Genomic DNA, 16712 nt, shown 5'->3' on the forward strand with positions numbered 1-16712 from the left:
ATGACCCCGATCCGGATCGCCTTCGCTGGCCTCGCGCACTCTCACCCGGTGACCGACGCGGGAAACCTGGCGCGGCTGCGCGAGCATGGCGCCCCCGTCGAATTCGTCGGCGTCTATGATTCCGACGCGACGCTCGCGAGCTCGTTCGCGACGAGCTTCGATTGCGAGGCCGTTCGAACGATCGCGGAGCTCGCCGGCACCCGGCCCAACATCGTCATTCTCACCGCACGCCCGCACGAGACTGTCCCGTTCGTGAGCGAACTGCTGCACACGACGGACGCCTTCGTTTTCGCGAACAAGGTTGTTGCGGGAACCACCGCGCAGCTCGCGGAGTGGGAATCGGCGGTCGCTGGCAACGAGGATCGGGTCGGCACGTCGTCAGTACTCAGGTTCGCACCGGCCCTCCGCGAGCTCGCGACGCAGGTCGCGAGCCGAGAGGTGTGGGGAGTGCGAGTGCTCGCCCAGCACGACATCGAAATGTTCCTCGCGCCCAACCGGGCGTGGCAAGACGATCCTGAGCGCGGCGGCGGCACGCTCGTGACGGCGGGACTCCACGCCTGGGAGATGCTGGAGTCGGTGCTCCCCGGCGCTGAGCTCGTCGGCGACGTCTCCGGCTGGACGCATCGCTCCCCGGGCTCGCGCAGCGCGTCCGAGGAGATCGCGCAGCTCGCCGGCACCGTCGCCGTGCCGGATCACCGCGAAGTGCCGTTCGGGATGACAGTGACAGGCACGCCAGGCCCCGAGCGCTACGCCATCGACGTCTTCACTGCGACTGGCACGCTGTCAGTCAGCCTCGAGTTTCCCCACCCACACGACTCGCTCGGATTCGCAGAGCTCGCAGCTGCACTTATCGAAAACTTCCAAGGCGGAAGCGCGACGGCGCCGTGGGAATCGGCACGCACTGTCGCCACAAACACACTCCGCGCAGCAGAGGCGCTGCGCGGAACTCACCACACAGAAAAGAGTCACTGATGACCTCCACTCCCGTCACAGCCACCGCGCAAGGGGCGCCACCAAAACGCGGCGTCTTCAGCTCGATCGGTCCGGCTTTCATCACCGCTGCGCTTGTCTTCGGGCCAGGATCGATCGCGACCGCGAGCGCGATGGGCGCGTCGTTCGGTTATGAGCTCATCTGGGTCCCTGTGATCGCGACGATTCTCATGCTCTGCTTCGTGAACATCGGAGTGCGCATCGGCCTGACGACAGACAAGAGTATCCTCGGGACCGTCGCGCACCGGTTGACTGGCATCGTGGCGATCATCGTCGGCCTCGGATCTTTCCTCGTCGTGACATCGTTCCAGGCCGGCAACTCGGCCGGCACAGGCGCTGCGGGCCAGCTCTTGTTCGGTGGCGACCCCCGGTTCTTCGCCGTGCTCTTCACTGTCATCGGGCTCATCTTCGTGTGGATCCCCAAGTTCTACCCGGCCCTCGAGAAGCTGATGGTCGTCGTGATCATCGTGCTCCTCGTCGCGATGATCACGACAGCCGTGGTGAGCAAGCCCGATCTCGGCGCTGTCGTCGGCGGTCTGGTTCCCTCGATCCCCGACGGCTCTATCCCACTCATCGTCGGGCTCGCGGCAACGACGTTCTCGATTGTCGGCGCCCTCTATCAAATCCAGCTCGTACGCGAGAAGGGATGGACGAGCGGAGATTTCAAGCTCGCGCGCCGCGATGCCGTACTCGGCACGCTCATCCTCGGGGCGCTGTCGACCGTCATCATGATTGCCGCCGCCGCGACGCTCAACCCTGCAGGCATCGAAGCGAACTCCCCGGCCGCGCTCGCCCAGATCCTCGAGCCGATCGGCTCGTGGGCGGTCTGGCTCTTCGCGATCGGCCTGTGGGCTGCGGCGTTCTCGTCGCTACTCGGCAATTCGACGATCGGCGGGTCGATGCTCGCGGGTGTGTTCAAGATTGACGGCGGTGGCCTCGCGTCTGCGCCAGTCAAGGCGTGCATCTCGCTCGTCATCGTGCTCGGCGGGGTGATCGCGACGGTGTTCGGCGGGATTCCGATCCAGCTCATCATCACGGCGCAAGCCGTGACAATCGTTGTCGTACCGCTCATTGGCGCCGTGATGGTGTTCCTCGGCAGGCACCGCGACCGCGGCGAACTGCGCATCAAGACGCCACAGCTTGTCCTCGCGCTCTTCGGCCTCGCGTTCCTGCTATTCCTCGCGGGGAGCTACGTCGTGAAGCTGGCAGGCTAACGCAACCCGAGATATGCACGATGCCCGGTGGGCGGGGCCTCATCAGAGGCCGCCGCCCCACCGGGCATCGTCATCGTGAGCGCTCGGGCTACTCCGAGACCTTCTCGATCGGCGCGAGCTTTACGAGCAGCTTGCGCTCGCCGACGCTGTCGAATGTGACGTGTGCGACACGCTTTGAGCCGGCGCCGGTGACCGCGTTGACACGGCCCTCACCATATTCGTCGTGCCTAATGCGGTCCCCGAGGGCGAGTTCGAGATCGCCGTTATCTCGAATGTTGCCGACGATGGTGTTCGGAAATCCCCCGCCCGCGGCCTGAGCTTCCTTGGCGAGGCGCTTGCGCTCGCGCCACTTGTCGAGCGCTGACTGCATGTTGCCGCTCGCGGGCTCGGACACCGCCGCGGAGCTGCCGCCACCACCGCTCGCCCCAAACGAGACCTGCGAGTCACGGTTTCGCGACCACGAGGCACCGCTCGACCCTCCAGCACCCGGCGCACGGCCAGCGTTGAGCGCCCGGGAGGCGGTACCACCCCGCCCGGTGACTTCACCCGGCGACTGCCGCCATTCGATGAGGCCCTCAGGGATCTCCTGGAGGAACCTCGACGGCATCGCGACCGCGACGTCTCCGAACGTTGCACGCGTCGATGCGAGCGTGATGAAGAGCTTCTGCCTGGCACGCGTGATGCCGACGTACATCAGCCGCCGTTCTTCGTTGATTCCGCCAAGCTCATCGACCGACATCTGGTGCGGGATAAGCCCCTCCTCGACGCCCGTGATAAAGACAGCGGGGTATTCGAGGCCCTTCGCGGTGTGCAGCGTCATCAGTGAGACAGTGCCGCTCTGATCGTCGAGGTCGTCAGCCGCAGCAACGAGCGACACCTCGGTGAGGAACGCGAGGAGGCCTGCCCCGGGCTGCTGCGCGTCGAACTCTCGCGCCACAGCGAGAAGCTCCTCGAGGTTCTCCGCTCGCGCATCGTCCTGCGGGTCTCGCTTCGCGCGAAGCTTCTCGATCATCTCTGTCGTGTCGAGCACGAGCTTCAGCACGTCTGCGACTGGCGCCGGCTTCTTCTGCGACGCGTCAGCGGTCTCCTCGTCAGCTTCCTCGGCGACGGGCGGCAGCACGTCGGTGGCCCCGCCGCCAAGCGCCATTGCGGTCGCTCGCGTCAGCATGTCGGCAAGCTCAACGACTGTGGTGCGAATCTTCGGTCCGAGCGCCGGGATCTCGGCGGCGCGCTCCATCGCCTGATGGAACGAGACGCCCTCGGCTTCCTGGAAGTTCGCGAGGTGAGCCTCCGCCATCGGCCCGACGCCGCGCTTCGGCGCTCCAAGCATGCGCGACCAAGCAATGGGATCAAACGGATTCGCAATTGTCGTGAGGTACGCCATCGCGTCCTTGATCTCGGCGCGGTCGTAGAACTTCGTACCGCCAAGCACCCGATACGGAATAGCTGACCGAATGAGCAGCTCCTCAAGCGCTCGCGTCTGCGAGTTGGTGCGGTAGAAGACGGCGATATCGCCGTAGGCCATGCCGTCCCGGTGAAGATCCTCAATCTCTTCGGCGACGAAACGCGCCTCGTCGTGCTGCGAGTAGCCGGTGAAGCCGACAATCTTGTCGCCGTCGCCCTCCGCCGTCCACAGTTTCTTGTCCTGGCGATCGAAGTTGTTGCCGATGACGGCATTCGCGGCGCTCAGGATGTTCTGCGTCGACCGGTAGTTCTGCTCGAGCTTCACAACCTCGGCGTTCGAGAAGTCGCGCTCAAACTCGACGATGTTGCGGATGTCTGCGCCACGGAACGCGTAGATCGATTGGTCGGAGTCGCCGACGACGGTAAGGCTCGCGCCCGGAATCCGGCCGAGGCCATCGAGCTCGCGCTCGCGCACGGGCGGCACGAGTGTCGCGAGCTCGGCGGGCTCAACGCTCTTCGTCAGCTCGCGGATGAGCGAGTACTGCGCGTGGTTCGTATCTTGGTACTCATCGACGAGGATGTGGCGGAACCTGCGCTTGTAGATCGCAGCAACGTCGGGGTGCGCGCGGAACAGCTGCACGGTCTGCCCGATGAGGTCGTCGAAGTCGAAGGCGTTCGCCCGCTTCAGTTCTTGCTCGTACGCAGTGAAGATCTCGGTGAAAAGTCGCTCGCGCGGGTCGCTCGGGTTCATCGTTGAGGCGTAGTCGGACGCGTCAGAGAGCTCGTTCTTCAGCTTCGAGATCTTCGCGCTCGTATTCGCCGGTGTGAAGCCATAGGTATCGGCGTCGAGGTCTTTGATGATGCGCTTGAGTAGCGCACGCGAGTCTGCCGAGTCGTAGATAGTGAAGCCCGAAACGTACCCGAAGCGCTCGGCTTCTCGCCGCAGAATGCGCACGCACGCCGAGTGAAAAGTCGACACCCACATGCCCTCCACGCCCGAGCCGAGCAGCCCGCCCAGGCGCTCCCGCATTTCAGCCGCAGCCTTGTTGGTGAACGTAATGGCGAGAATCTGGCTCGGCCACGCCTCTTTCTCGCGAATGAGGTGCGCGATGCGGTGCGTGAGCACGCGGGTCTTGCCTGACCCCGCACCCGCGACGATCAGCAGCGCAGGTCCGCGGGCGACGACTGCGCGCCGCTGTTCCGGGTTCAATCCGTCAAGCAGCGGGTCAGTGCCGTCTGCTGGCTGCGCGCCGCCGAACGCTGCGCCTGGGTCAAGAAGCTCGAACTCACTCATCGTCTCTCTAGTGTAGGCGGGGCCTCTGACGTTGCGGCACCTCGCGCAGAGCCGAGGCCCCCTGGCTCGCAATTCCCGGCGCGCTCACGGAGAACCTGCCAATGCGAGACAATGGTTGGATGCGCAAGACACCGCCCGAGCTTCCCACGATCCTCATTTTCGCCACAGGCGGCACGATCGGGATGCATGACGTTGGGAGCGGGCTCGAACCAGACCCCACGTTCCTCGAGGTCCTCGAGGAACGTGCCGACAGGGTCGCTTCACGGTTCGGGTATCGCGCACGTGTGAACCAGCTCCAACCTGCGATCGACAGTGCGAACGCCGACGAAGAGACGGCCCCGAAGATCGCTCGCGCACTCCGCGCCCGGGTGGGCGCGATGCGGGCGAGCGGCGTCGTCGTCACGCATGGCACTGACACCCTCGCCTACACTGCGTCGCGGCTCGCGTTTGAACTATCGGGACTCGGGGTGCCTGTTGTCGTGACAGGCAGTCAGTTCGCGCACGGCGCCAGGCCCACCGACGCCTTCGATAATCTGCAGCTCGCGATCCGCGCGGTCACCCAGGCGAACCCGTCCGCCCCGGTGGCGGTCGCGTTCGGGGGCAAGATCCTGCCCGCGGTGCGCGTCACAAAGGCAGACGCTGAGGCCCTCACTGCGTTCCGCGCTGAGCGCGAGCTCGGCGGTGCACCGCGCGGGCTTCCCGGCAGCCCCGAGGACGCGCCGCTCGTGCGCGCCGACCACGCCCGAGTTACCGCGATCCGTTTCACTCCGGGTCTAGCGGCAGCAGATCTCCTCGCGCTCGCTTCGACAGGCACCGCTGCCATGGTGCTCGAGTGCTACGGTGCAGGCAACGCGCCGATGTCGAAGCCGGGGATGAAGGATGCGCTGCGGAGCATTAGCGACCGCATGCCTGTCGTCGCGATCACCCAGTGCGCGCTTGGCAGCGTCGATACTGACCGCTACGCGGTGGGCCGACAGCTTGCAGCAGCGGGCGTCATTGCGGGCGCAGACCTCACAGTCGAGGCGTCAATCGCGAAGCTTGGCTACCTGCTGGATCGCGGCTTCACCACCGAGGAGATTGCGCATCTCATGCCCATGAATCTCATCGGCGAGTGCGTCGAGCCGTCGCGCCGTCCGGCTTCGGCCCGCGCCGGGTCAGCCGGCGACTGACTCCGCCTCGCGCGCGGCGACGCCGAGGTCTGGGTGGTCAACGAAAATCCCGTCGACCCCCGACGACAGCACGAGCGAGAACTCGGACTGCCAGTCCCCCCACTCGGCACCGCTCAGCGACGAGTGGAACCGCAAGTTCAGGTACCTGTTCTCAGGCCGGAGCGTCCAGGTGTAGACGAGCAGGCCTCGGGCATGAGCGCGGGCCACGAGGTCCTCGGGGCCCGCCGCAAGCCCAATTGCGTTCGTGCGAATGAGACTTCCCTTGTCAACGCTAATCCCATCGACGCGCGATGCAAGGTAGTCGAGCCCTGCGTCACTCCGGTACCACTCATACGTGTTCGCGCGCACACCGGTCTCTCCTGAGTGCGCCACCTCGTCCGCGGGCGCACCGTTGCGTTCGGCGAGAAACACGTAGCTGGCACGCACCCCGGCCTGCCTGAGCCGCAGGAGTACGCCGAGCTCGAAGCACTCGATCGTGAGCCGCTCGGGCCGATCGGCCCACCCCGTGCGCGCGAGCTCGTCTTGAATCAGCGCAGCGATGTCGAACCCGATCGATGTGAAGTAGTCTGCGTGCTTCACCTCAAGCACGACGCCGAGCGGCCGCCCGCCCCGATCGCTCTCCTCGTCGACGATGCGCAGCACATCGCTGAGGCGCAGCATCGGCTCCTTGCCGTCGTACGCACGGTTGTCGGCCCGCACGCGCTTGAGCCGTTCGACGCACCTGAGTGTTGCGAGCTCGGCCCAGGTGAAGTCCTCGGTGAACCACCCCGTCATACGGACTCCGTCAACGACCTTCGTGGTGCGGCGACTCTTGAACTCCCTTCGCGAGGCCACGTCGGTGGTCCCAGAGATCTCATTCTCGTGGCGCACGACGAGCACTCCGTCGCTCGTGACGACGACGTCAGGCTCGACGGCGTCGGCACCAAGATCGAACGCGAGCCTGTACGACGCTTCAGAGTGCTCAGGGCGATACCCGGGTGCACCGCGGTGCCCAATGATGAGTGGGAGTGCCTGGGGCTCTGACATGCCTCCAAGCCTAGGGCCTCCCGCGCCACCGCCGTGAGCGAACATCATGCACAGTCTCAGCATCGAAAGCCGCTGAATCTATACACTTGAGTTATTGCCCGATTACGCTTCGAAAGGTCCCAGCGAATGAGCAATCCTGCACTCAGCAACAACCCGGCACTGAACGGGAAGACCCTCACCGCCGAGGAGCTGCACCGTATCTACGATCAGCCCGCGGCGGCGACGAACCGCCCTGGCGTCGACGTGCCTGCGGAGTCGGCTTCGAATGCCGGCCAGCCGCCGGTCATCACTCCGTCAGATCGCCCGATGACCTACGAGAACACGATCTCGAAGACCGTGTTCCTGTTCGTCATCGTGCTTGCCTTGGGCGCCGTCGGCTGGATGATGCCAGCGCTCATGATTCCCGGCGCGATCGCTGGTCTCGTGCTCGGTCTCGTGAACTCCTTCAAGAAGGAGCCGAGCGTCCCGCTTATCATCGCCTACGCCGCTGCGCAGGGGCTGTTCCTCGGCGCGATCTCTGGCACGTTCGAGGCTCGCCTCCCGGGCATCGTCTCGCAGGCAGTGATCGGAACGCTTGCAGTGTTCGGCGTCACCCTCCTGTTGTTCCGCAGCGGCAAGGTGCGCACAAGCCCGCGCCTCACCAAGATCGTGCTCATCGCGATGGCGGGCTACCTCGTGTTCTCGCTCATCAACTTCGTCGTGATGATCACCGGCATCAACAGCGACCCGTGGGGCCTTCGCGGCGGTACTCTCGGCCTCATCATCGGTGGCCTCGCAGTCTTGCTCGCCGCCTACTCGCTCGTAATGGATTTCGAGCTCGTGCAGAACGGCGTGCAGAACCGCGTCCCTGAGAAGTGGGGTTGGTCTGCCGCATTCGGCCTGACAGTCACGCTTGTATGGCTCTACCTCGAGATCCTGCGAATCATCGCGATCTTCCGCGACTAGTTCGCGCCACGGGTCTCGCGGCCCTGCGATTCAACGGTGGCCCGGAGTTTTCCTCCGGGCCACCGTTGTCTTTCCGCCCGCAAGCCTGCCGCGCTCAGATTCACCTCGCCCGCCCGTTTCGCCAGCCCCACAAGAATCCTGCACGATATGCTGATTCAATACACGATATTGTGGGTATCGTGCCCCAACGGCGACCACACATGCACGGAGGATCAACGATGAGAATCGACGCACACCACCACCTGTGGGATCAGACAGTGCGGCGGCAGAGCTGGATGGACGAGGCAACCCAGGTCGTCATCGGGGGCCCATATACCGCGGATGACTGGGCGACAACCGCTGCCCCTGCCGGGGTCACTCACGGAGTGTTTGTCCAGACAGTGCCAGACCCCGCGGAGACACCAGAAGTACTTGCACTCGCTGCGGAGGATGCGCGTCTGGCCGCAGTCGTCGGATGGATCGACATCGATACCGACACGGGCGCAGCGGGCGCGAAGCTCGACGCCCTCCGTGAAGGGACCGGCGGCGAGCACCTCACCGGCGTGCGCGTCGCTGGTGAGCACAATCCCGACCCTGACTACCTCGACTCCCCGCCAGTCCACAATCTCGCCCGGGCGCTCGGCGAGCGCAACCTCACGCTCGACCTGCTGCTCGCCCCCGCCAACCTGCGGGCGGCGGAGCGGCTCGCGGCAGCGAATCCGGAGACCCGCATGATCGTCAATCACCTGGCGAAGCCAACGATGCGCGACGCGGACTTCACCGAGTGGGAGCGGGCGATCACCGCGATCGCCGCCCACGATCTTGTTGCCTGCAAGTTCTCGGGCTTTCTCACATTCGACGGACGCAAGATGACGGCGGAGCGGCTGGCCCCATACGGAAGCGTTGCGCTCACGGCGTTCGGGCCCGATCGCATGATGTTTGGCAGTGACTGGCCGGTCAGTGTCCTTGGAGGAGGCTATGCAGACGCCGTCGCCATCACCGAGAGCTTCCTCGCCCAACTGAGCCCCGCTGAGCAAGCTGCGGTATGGGCAGGGACCGCCCGATCCTGGTACAGCGGTCTCGCAGCGGCGATTGACGAATCCATCCGCACAGACAGCACCCCCACCCACTCGGCCGCCGGCCGCGACAGGTCGCAAAGGATCTCATGAGCCCCAACATTTCCCGCCGGATCACGCGCACTGGCCTGGAACTGACCGAGCTCGGCCTCGGCGGCGCACAGTTCGGCAATCTGTACCGAGCGATGCCCGATTCGACTGTCGATGAGATCGTTGACGCAGCGTGGGACGCCGGCATTCGGTTCTTCGACACTGCCCCGCACTACGGCCTCGGCCTCTCCGAGGAGCGGCTCGGCGCCGCCCTTCGCCGGTACCCACGCGAGGAATACGTCGTCGCCACGAAAGTCGGCCGCCTGATTCGCCCAAATCCCGGTGGTACCGGCGAGGACACCGAGGGATTCGCGGTCCCAGCCACGAAGCGACGGCTGCTCGACTACAGCGAGGCGGGCGTGCTGACCTCGGTTGAGGAGAGCCTGGAGCGCCTCGGGCTCGACAGGATCGACATCGCGTTCATTCACGATCCTGACGAGCACTGGGATGAGGCAATCTCGGGAGCAGTTCCAGCGCTACGCCGGCTCCGCGACGAGGGCACCATCACAAGCTTCGGCGCAGGCATGAACCAGTCCGCCATGCTCGCCCGGTTCATCACCGAGGGTGATGCTGACCTGGTGATGGTGGCGGGAAGATTCACGCTGCTCGAGCAGGCCTCGCTCGCCGACCTGTTCCCTGCCGCTCGGGCTGCACATGCTTCGGTCGTGGTCGCAGGCGTCTACAACTCCGGCCTACTCGCGACCCCTCGCCCCGCTCCCGACGCGCAGTACAACTATGCTGCCGCCCCCGCCGAGCTCGTCGCGCGCACGAACGCGCTCGCCGACGTCTGCGAACTGCACGGCGTCTCGCTCCCCGATGCGGCCCTCGCGTTCGCGCTGCGGCAGCCCAGCGTGGCTTCCGTCGTCGTCGGAGCGTCGCGCCAGGGCCATATTCCCGATACTGTCGCGCGCTACGAGAAGACGGTTCCAGACGCCCTCTGGCAGGATCTCGTCTCGGCCGGACTCGTCGACGAGCGCGCGTTCAACTAGCTGCCCGAGGCTTCGCGTGCGCTACTCCGACTGGTCTGCGAGGCGCACGAGCCGCTCGTGCCCGCTCTCCTCGAGCTCGACGACGTCGGAGCGCGAGCGCAGGAAGTCGGAGAACGAACGGAACCCGAGCGCCTTCTCGTTGAACGACGGGTCCATCCGGCGCATCTGCTGCTTCACTGCCGAACTGTACAGCCAGCCCGAGTCGTCGGTGTCTTGGCTGAGCCACAACGCGCGGATCAGGAGGCCGGTGACCGCAATATCCCGCTCTTCTTCACTCTCAAACTCCGAGTCGAGCGTGTCGTCGTCGAGGCCATCGGCGTCTGTGGCGTGGGGTTCTGAGGCGGCCTTTCGAGTCTGTTGGCTCTGCTTCACCGCCGAGCTACGTTTGCTGCCCAAGCGGCTCGCCTCGGCAGGCGCGGAGACCTGATCCGAAGCTGAGTCGATCACGGCCCCTGACGCCGGTTCGTTGCTGGCGGTGTCAGCCGCAGTTCCCACGGCGAGGTCTGCGGCATGCTTGTCGGTCGCGCCCGTTGCACCCCCGCGCTTGGAGCTCCCCCGACCGCGCCTCGCCTTCTCGTCGTCGCCGCGCTGCCGTGGTGGCTGGACGCCAGGCAGCGAGTCGTAGCTCGTGAACTCGTCGCACGCGGCGGCGAGGGACTTCGCCGTCGAGCCAGCGACGCCCACCCCGACGACGTACCGGCCGAGGCGTTTGCAACGCTGCGCGAGCGGCACGTAGTCTGAGTCGCCTGCGACGATGATCACGTGACTGAGATCTTCGAGGCGAAACATGTCTTCGACGGTGTCGACCGCGAGTCGAATGTCGGCGCCGTTCTTCGCGTATGCAGCAGCCGGAAACAGCTGCACAAGATCGACAGCGCGTGCAACGAGCTGCGACCTGTACTCCGCGTTCATGGGCGCGGACCAGTCAGCGTATGCTCGCGTCAGCACGAGCGTGCCAAACGATGATGCGTAGTCGATGATCGCACCGACGTCGACGACCGCGGCCTCGAGCCGAGCAGCGATCTCTGGGCTGCGATCGCCCTCAGCAATGTGTTGCCTATCACGTGAGAACGAGTTCCGGCCGTGCACTCGGTCGTACCACGAGAGCACGATGTTGTCGAAATCGAGGTAGACCGCTACGCGACCGTTTTGCATATCTAGCACACCTCAAGTGTCGCAGGTTATGCCACGTGTTGGCAGCGAACATGCGGCAGAACCTCAGCGGCCGGCATCAGACACACGCAGTGCAATAGGCAAAACGAATGCCGGGTGCAAAGCGCACCCGGCATTCACATCGCAGATCTTCGGGCTACTGCGTCACGCCCGGGACTACTCCCACTCAATCGTCCCAGGCGGCTTCGACGTGACGTCGAGCACGACGCGGTTCACGTCGGGCACCTGGTTCGTGATCTTGTTCGAGATGCGCGCGAGCACGTCGTATGGCACCCGAGTCCAGTCAGCGGTCATCGCGTCCTCGCTCGAGACGGGGCGCAGCACGATTGGGTGACCGTAGGTACGACCATCGCCCTGGACGCCGACGGAGCGGACATCGGCGAGCAGCACGACAGGGCACTGCCAGATCGAGTCGTCAAGGCCGGCTGCGGTGAGCTCGGCGCGCGCGATAGCATCTGCTTCACGAAGGATGTCGAGACGCTCGCGAGTGACCTCGCCGACGATACGAATTCCGAGGCCAGGGCCGGGGAAGGGCTGACGGCCAACGATTGCCTCGGGCAGGCCGAGCTCGCGGCCGATTGCCCGAACTTCGTCCTTGAACAGCGCGCGCAGCGGCTCGATGAGCTCGAAGTCGAGATCCTCCGGCAGCCCGCCAACGTTGTGATGGCTCTTGATGTTCGCGGTGCCTGCGCCGCCGCCCGACTCTACAACGTCTGGGTAGAGTGTGCCCTGCACGAGGAACTTGATGGGCTCGCCCTCGGCCTTTGCTTCGGCAACGAGGTCGAGCTGCACCTTCTCGAACGCGCGAATGAACTCGCGGCCGATGATCTTGCGCTTCTCTTCGGGGTCGGTGACCCCAGCGAGGTGCCCAAGGAAGATGTCGGCGGCGTCAACCGTGATGAGCCGCACGCCAGTCGATGCAACGTAGTCGCGCTCGACCTGCTCGCGCTCGCCCTTGCGCAGCAGTCCGTGGTCAACGAACACTGCGGTGAGCTGATCGCCAATCGCCTCGTGCACGAGTGCGGTGGAGACAGCCGAGTCTACGCCGCCCGAGAGCGCCGAGATCACGCGGGCGTTGCCGACCTGCGCTCGAATTGCCTCGATCTGCTCCGCGATGACGTTGCCAGCGTTCCAGTCGGCAGGGATGCCGGCGACTGTGTGCAGGAAGTTCTCGAGGATGCGCTGGCCATGCTCGGAGTGCTTCACTTCTGGGTGCCACTGCACGCCGTACATCTTGCGTTCCGGCGATCCGAAGGCTGCGACAGGGGTGACGTCAGTGCTTGCGAGCACATCAAATCCCTGTGGCGCCTGCTGAACGGCGTCTCCATGGCTCATCCAGACGAGCTGATCAACAGGCTGTCCACCGAGGATCGCCCCGCCATCGCCGAGAACCTTCGCCTCGGTGGAGCCATACTCGCGGTCGCCAGTGTTGCCGACAGTACCGCCGAGGGCGCGCGCCATGACCTGGAAGCCGTAGCAAATGCCGAGCGTCGGGATGCCGAGATCGAAGATCGCGTCGTCAAATGCCGGCGCCCCCTCCTCGTACACTGACGACGGGCCGCCCGAGAGCACAAGACCCGCGGGGTTCTTCGCGCGGACCTCGTCTGCGCTGATTGTGTGCGGAACGAGTTCGGAGTACACCCCGGCCTCGCGCACACGCCTGGCGATCAGCTGCGCGTACTGCGCACCAAAATCAACGACGAGGACGGGCCGATGCCCATCGTGCGCTACTTCTGTCATGCTTTGCCTTCCTGGCGATCTGGGTCAGCGGATGCTGCAGAGTCGGCGATCGCCGACTCCTTCGCATCCAAAAACTGTGTCACCTCGCGGGCAATGCGCCCTTCGAGGATGAATGAGAGAAACGGGATCACGCCGCCGAGCGCGAGCAGCAAGAATTTCGCAAAGTTCCAGCGCATCGGGCTCCAGAGCATGAAGTTCGCAATGAGGTACACCACGTAGAACCAGCCGTGAGCGATGAGGATCGCTTTGAAGAGGTCGAATCCCTCGCGAACGAACTCGGCTTCCTGCCCCTTCGGGATCGTCGGCAGAAACTCGGCGACACCATTCGGGGTGAACAGGAACAACTCAACCTTGAACGCGTACTTCATGACCATGACCGCGCAGAGCAGCAGGAGCATAATTCCGGTGATGACCGAGGTCACCTTGTAGACGCGCAGCGAGCGGCGAATACGTGGGTAGTCCTCGGGCTTGGGCTGGAGTTGCATGGCTTCCATTCTATGGTTTTGGCGTTGCGCCGGAGTCACCGGCGGATTCTGCTGCGGCTGCCTCGGCCTCGGCCTCGGCCGTGAGGATCAGGATCTCGTGTTCCTTCTCCCACGCGTCACGCGCAAGGCGGTACCACAGGAACAGTGCGACGCCCGCGAACACCACCCACTCGATGGCGTAGAAGACGTTCAGCCAGCTCACCTTCTCGGGCGCGCTCGGCGCGACAGAGTCAATAGGCTCGAGGCCAACGCTCGCAAGGTCGGGTGCCTGTGCGGCGTCGTGCAGCACGAGGTATCCGCCGTAGATCGGGCCTGTGGGAACCTGTTCCCACTCATTTGCGAGAAACGCGGGAACCATCGTTCGCATGTAGCGCGAGTCGGCGTCTGGCCTCGGAATCTCGGGCGCTTCGGCCGGTAGGTAGCGACCTTCGAGCGCCCGTTCTGCTTCCGGGAGCTGGCTCAACCGCTCAACCGCGCGCTGCGCCTCAGCCTCGCTCGGCGCCCAACCAACTGCGACGGCTAGGCTTGCGTCGTCGAACTCCGTGCGTACGAGGTGCCCAACGACCCAGGCTCCCTGCCGACGCTCTGCGCTCTCGTCGGCTCCCTGGTTCATCCGCTCGCCGATGACTGAGAAGTCACCCGGCACGAACGTCCCTTCGACCGAGACGACAGCGCCCGCGGCGATCTCTGGGATGCCGGCGATCGGCTCGGTGAGCGTATCGATCGGGCGGACGGTCTCAGTTGCGGTGAGGTCGTCAACGTTGTCGCGGATCGCGTTGCCCATTTGCCACTGCCCGAGCCAGGCGAACACAGCCGCGACAACCATCGCGAGCAGAAGCGCGGCGATCCACTGGGGCCGCCGCATGACCTGTCCGAGAGTCGGCTCCCCGAGGTATTCGGGAGTGCGCGAGGCCACGACTACCGCTCAGCGTGAACGATGTCGACCCGCTGAAACTCCTTCACGTCGGAGTAGCCACTCGTCGCCATAGCCCGGCGCAGTGCCCCGAGCAGGTTCGCGCTGCCGTCAGCGATGTGGGCTGGGCCATTCATGATCTCGGCGAGCGGCGCGATCTGTTCGACGGCGACGCGTCGCCCGCGGGGAAGGTCTTCGTGGTGCGCTTCCTGGCCCCAGTGCCAGCCGCGGCCGGGCGCATCGGTTGCGCGAGCGAGCGCCGCACCGAGCATGACAGCGTCAGCTCCGCAGGCAATCGCCTTCACGAGGTCACCCGAGGTGCCCAGGCCGCCATCAGCGATGACGTGCACGTAGCGCCCGCCCGACTCGTCGAGGTAGTCGGTGCGGGCCCCAGCAACGTCTGCGATTGCGCTTGCCATTGGTGCGCGAATTCCGAGGGTAACCCGAGTCGTCGAGGACGCTCCCCCACCGAAGCCGACGAGCACACCTGCCGCGCCCGTGCGCATGAGGTGGAGCGCCGACTGGTAGGTTGCTGCGCCGCCCACGATGACTGGGACATCGAGTTCGTAGATGAACTGCTTGAGGTTCAATGGCTCACGACCATCGACCGACACGTGCTCGGCAGAGACCGTGTTGCCGCGGATGACGAAGAGGTCGACTCCTGCCTTCACGACGGTGTCAGTGAACTCAGCCGTGCGGTGCGGCGAGAGCGCGCCGGCTACGGTAACGCCCGCGTCGCGGATTTCCGCGAGGCGATCGCGGATCAGCTCCGGCTTGATCGGCGCTGAATACAACTCGCGCATCCGCTTAACCGCGGCGATCTCGTCATCAACTCGCGCGATCTCTGCAAGCAGTGGCTCGGGGTTCTCGTGCCGAGTCCACAGGCCTTCAAGGTTGAGTACGCCGAGTCCGCCGAGCTTTCCAAGCTGAATCGCAGTCGCGGGCGACATGACGGAGTCCATCGGCGCGCCGATGACGGGAATGTCGAACTGGAACGCGTCAATTGTCCAGGAGGTCGAGACGAGCTCGGGGTCTCGGGTACGCCGCGTCGGCACAATACCAATCTCGTCGAATGTATACACACGGCGGGCGCGCTTTCCGCGACCAATCTCGATCTCGTTGCTCACCCAGACAGTCTATCGGGTGCGCGAGCCGCGCATCCTGAGTTCCGCACAGTCCGCACAGTCCACACATTCCGCACACGGGGCGACAATATCGTTAAAGTTCGCTATCATCGCCATAAAGCGATGATTTACCTATTGAGAGGAACTCCTATGGGAATGGGCCACGACCACGGTGCCGGAGCGCTTCAGACTGCGACAGGCACCCACAGACGACGACTCGTGCTTGTCCTGTCGATCTACGGGGCGATCATTGCCGCCCAGATTGTTGGGGCCACGGTCACGAACAGCTTGGCTCTCGCGGCCGAGGCGATGCACATGGCTGTCGACGCGAGCGGGATCCTCATCGCCCTGATCGCGTCGATCCTCGCGACGCGTGCCGCATCCAAGCGGCGAAGCTACGGCCTCATGCGCGCAGAAATCGTCGCGGTGCTCATTAACTGCTTGCTGCTCTTCGGGCTTGGCGGCTACATCCTGTTCGAAGCCGTCGAGCGGTGGTTCAACCCCACCGACGTCGCCGGTGGCGGCGTGATCGCCTTCGCGATCGTTGGGCTCATCGGCGCTGCGGCGTCCCTGGTGATTCTCAACCGCGGCGCGAAAGAGAGCCTGAACGTCAAGGCCGCATTTCTCGAGGTCATGAGCGACGGGATCGGCGCTGCGGCGATCATCATCTCAGGCGTGCTCAACGTCACGCTCGGATGGAACCGCGGTGATGCAATCGCGGCAGCGGCAATCGGAGTGATCATCCTGCCGCGAGCCTTCTTGCTCCTGAAGCAGGCGGTCAACCTGATCATGCAGGGCGTACCTCACAACATCGATATCGACGAGGTGCGGGGCGAAATCGTTGCCACCGAGGGAGTCGAGGCTCTTCACAGCCTGCACGTGTGGGGCCTCACGAGCGGGGTGTCTGTCATGTCTGCCCATGTCGTACCGAGTGCCGGCACCGACAACTCACGACTCCTCGACGAGCTCACCGCCACAATGCGGCAGCACTTTGGCATCGAGCACTGCACCTTCCAGCTCGAGGAGTCGACCCACCTCGAACATGAAGGGCAGTTGCACCGCGAGCTCGCAGGCACGGGTACGACCTCGTAACCAGGGATC

General features: G+C 64.9%; 14 protein-coding genes. 7 read left to right on the forward strand and 7 right to left on the reverse strand.

Annotated elements, in window-relative coordinates; all coding sequences use genetic code 11:
* A complete protein-coding gene (locus ACF07D_RS01260; RefSeq protein WP_391503606.1) occupies window positions 1–972 on the forward strand; it encodes a hypothetical protein in 972 nt (323 codons plus the stop codon).
* Window positions 972–2204, forward strand: a complete 1233-nt coding sequence (locus tag ACF07D_RS01265; protein ID WP_391503607.1) for an Nramp family divalent metal transporter — start codon at window positions 972–974, stop codon at window positions 2202–2204. Before ACF07D_RS01260 ends, ACF07D_RS01265 begins: the two co-directional genes overlap by 1 nt.
* Before the next feature lie 88 nt (window positions 2205–2292).
* Here the strand turns inward: ACF07D_RS01265 and ACF07D_RS01270 are convergent, their stop codons facing one another.
* Window positions 2293–4902 (reverse strand): ATP-dependent helicase, encoded by a 2610-nt coding sequence (locus ACF07D_RS01270; RefSeq protein ID WP_391503608.1) that lies wholly within the window; start codon window positions 4900–4902, stop codon window positions 2293–2295.
* A 119-nt stretch (window positions 4903–5021) separates the two neighbouring features.
* On the opposite strand from ACF07D_RS01270, the gene ACF07D_RS01275 reads away from it, so the two are divergent.
* Window positions 5022–6071 carry an asparaginase domain-containing protein gene (locus tag ACF07D_RS01275; RefSeq protein ID WP_391503609.1) on the forward strand — a complete coding sequence of 350 codons (1050 nt, stop codon included), beginning with the start codon at window positions 5022–5024 and terminating at the stop codon, window positions 6069–6071.
* Here ACF07D_RS01275 and ACF07D_RS01280 read toward each other — a convergent pair.
* Window positions 6057–7097 carry a glycerophosphodiester phosphodiesterase family protein gene (locus tag ACF07D_RS01280; protein WP_391503610.1) on the reverse strand — a complete coding sequence of 347 codons (1041 nt, stop codon included), beginning with the start codon at window positions 7095–7097 and terminating at the stop codon, window positions 6057–6059. The genes ACF07D_RS01275 and ACF07D_RS01280 overlap by 15 nt on opposite strands.
* Before the next feature lie 126 nt (window positions 7098–7223).
* Here ACF07D_RS01280 and ACF07D_RS01285 point away from each other — a divergent pair, with 126 nt between their 5' ends.
* The 3 genes from ACF07D_RS01285 to ACF07D_RS01295 all read left to right on the forward strand — a co-directional run bounded on the left by ACF07D_RS01285 (window position 7224) and on the right by ACF07D_RS01295 (window position 10176).
* On the forward strand, window positions 7224–8042 hold the full coding sequence (locus tag ACF07D_RS01285; protein ID WP_119281478.1) for a Bax inhibitor-1/YccA family protein: 819 nt from the start codon (window positions 7224–7226) through the stop codon (window positions 8040–8042).
* A 218-nt stretch (window positions 8043–8260) separates the two neighbouring features.
* Complete coding sequence (locus tag ACF07D_RS01290) at window positions 8261–9190, forward strand: amidohydrolase family protein (protein WP_391503611.1); 930 nt, start codon at window positions 8261–8263, stop codon at window positions 9188–9190.
* The gene (locus ACF07D_RS01295; RefSeq protein WP_391503612.1) at window positions 9187–10176 is read left to right on the forward strand and encodes an aldo/keto reductase; all 990 of its coding nucleotides are present in this window, start codon (window positions 9187–9189) and stop codon (window positions 10174–10176) included. Before ACF07D_RS01290 ends, ACF07D_RS01295 begins: the two co-directional genes overlap by 4 nt.
* A 21-nt stretch (window positions 10177–10197) precedes the next feature.
* Here the strand turns inward: ACF07D_RS01295 and ACF07D_RS01300 are convergent, their stop codons facing one another.
* The 5 genes from ACF07D_RS01300 to ACF07D_RS01320 all read right to left on the reverse strand — a co-directional run bounded on the left by ACF07D_RS01300 (window position 10198) and on the right by ACF07D_RS01320 (window position 15614).
* Complete coding sequence (locus ACF07D_RS01300) at window positions 10198–11331, reverse strand: NYN domain-containing protein (RefSeq protein ID WP_391503938.1); 1134 nt, start codon at window positions 11329–11331, stop codon at window positions 10198–10200.
* A 174-nt stretch (window positions 11332–11505) separates the two neighbouring features.
* Window positions 11506–13089 carry a glutamine-hydrolyzing GMP synthase gene (gene guaA, locus ACF07D_RS01305; protein WP_255809376.1) on the reverse strand — a complete coding sequence of 528 codons (1584 nt, stop codon included), beginning with the start codon at window positions 13087–13089 and terminating at the stop codon, window positions 11506–11508.
* Complete coding sequence (locus ACF07D_RS01310; RefSeq protein ID WP_255809375.1) at window positions 13086–13574, reverse strand: DUF3817 domain-containing protein; 489 nt, start codon at window positions 13572–13574, stop codon at window positions 13086–13088. The genes guaA and ACF07D_RS01310 overlap by 4 nt, the downstream gene beginning before the upstream one ends.
* A gap of 10 nt (window positions 13575–13584) precedes the next feature.
* Window positions 13585–14490, reverse strand: coding sequence for an SURF1 family cytochrome oxidase biogenesis protein (locus ACF07D_RS01315; RefSeq protein ID WP_391503613.1), 906 nt, complete (start codon window positions 14488–14490; stop codon window positions 13585–13587).
* A gap of 2 nt (window positions 14491–14492) precedes the next feature.
* Window positions 14493–15614: a GuaB3 family IMP dehydrogenase-related protein gene (locus ACF07D_RS01320; protein ID WP_119281484.1), complete on the reverse strand. Its 1122-nt coding sequence runs from the start codon at window positions 15612–15614 to the stop codon at window positions 14493–14495.
* Between the two features lie 147 nt (window positions 15615–15761).
* On the opposite strand from ACF07D_RS01320, the gene ACF07D_RS01325 reads away from it, so the two are divergent.
* Window positions 15762–16703 carry a cation diffusion facilitator family transporter gene (locus tag ACF07D_RS01325; protein ID WP_391503614.1) on the forward strand — a complete coding sequence of 314 codons (942 nt, stop codon included), beginning with the start codon at window positions 15762–15764 and terminating at the stop codon, window positions 16701–16703.
* Window positions 16704–16712 lie beyond the last annotated feature (9 nt).

It is taken from the genome of Leucobacter sp. NPDC015123 (assembly GCF_043080205.1).
GTDB lineage: Bacteria > Actinomycetota > Actinomycetes > Actinomycetales > Microbacteriaceae > Leucobacter > Leucobacter aridicollis_A.

Bases quoted from the DNA above. Each gene is read 5' to 3' on its own strand.
- ACF07D_RS01260 (WP_391503606.1), top strand. From the start codon at position 1: ATGACCCCGATCCGGATCGCCTTCGCTGGCCTCGCGCACTCTCACCCG.
- ACF07D_RS01265 (WP_391503607.1), top strand. From the start codon at position 972: ATGACCTCCACTCCCGTCACAGCCACCGCGCAAGGGGCGCCACCAAAA.
- ACF07D_RS01270 (WP_391503608.1), bottom strand. From the start codon at position 4,902: ATGAGTGAGTTCGAGCTTCTTGACCCAGGCGCAGCGTTCGGCGGCGCG.
- ACF07D_RS01275 (WP_391503609.1), top strand. From the start codon at position 5,022: ATGCGCAAGACACCGCCCGAGCTTCCCACGATCCTCATTTTCGCCACA.
- ACF07D_RS01280 (WP_391503610.1), bottom strand. From the start codon at position 7,097: ATGTCAGAGCCCCAGGCACTCCCACTCATCATTGGGCACCGCGGTGCA.
- ACF07D_RS01285 (WP_119281478.1), top strand. From the start codon at position 7,224: ATGAGCAATCCTGCACTCAGCAACAACCCGGCACTGAACGGGAAGACC.
- ACF07D_RS01290 (WP_391503611.1), top strand. From the start codon at position 8,261: ATGAGAATCGACGCACACCACCACCTGTGGGATCAGACAGTGCGGCGG.
- ACF07D_RS01295 (WP_391503612.1), top strand. From the start codon at position 9,187: ATGAGCCCCAACATTTCCCGCCGGATCACGCGCACTGGCCTGGAACTG.
- ACF07D_RS01300 (WP_391503938.1), bottom strand. From the start codon at position 11,331: ATGCAAAACGGTCGCGTAGCGGTCTACCTCGATTTCGACAACATCGTG.
- guaA (WP_255809376.1), bottom strand. From the start codon at position 13,089: ATGACAGAAGTAGCGCACGATGGGCATCGGCCCGTCCTCGTCGTTGAT.
- ACF07D_RS01310 (WP_255809375.1), bottom strand. From the start codon at position 13,574: ATGCAACTCCAGCCCAAGCCCGAGGACTACCCACGTATTCGCCGCTCG.
- ACF07D_RS01325 (WP_391503614.1), top strand. From the start codon at position 15,762: ATGGGAATGGGCCACGACCACGGTGCCGGAGCGCTTCAGACTGCGACA.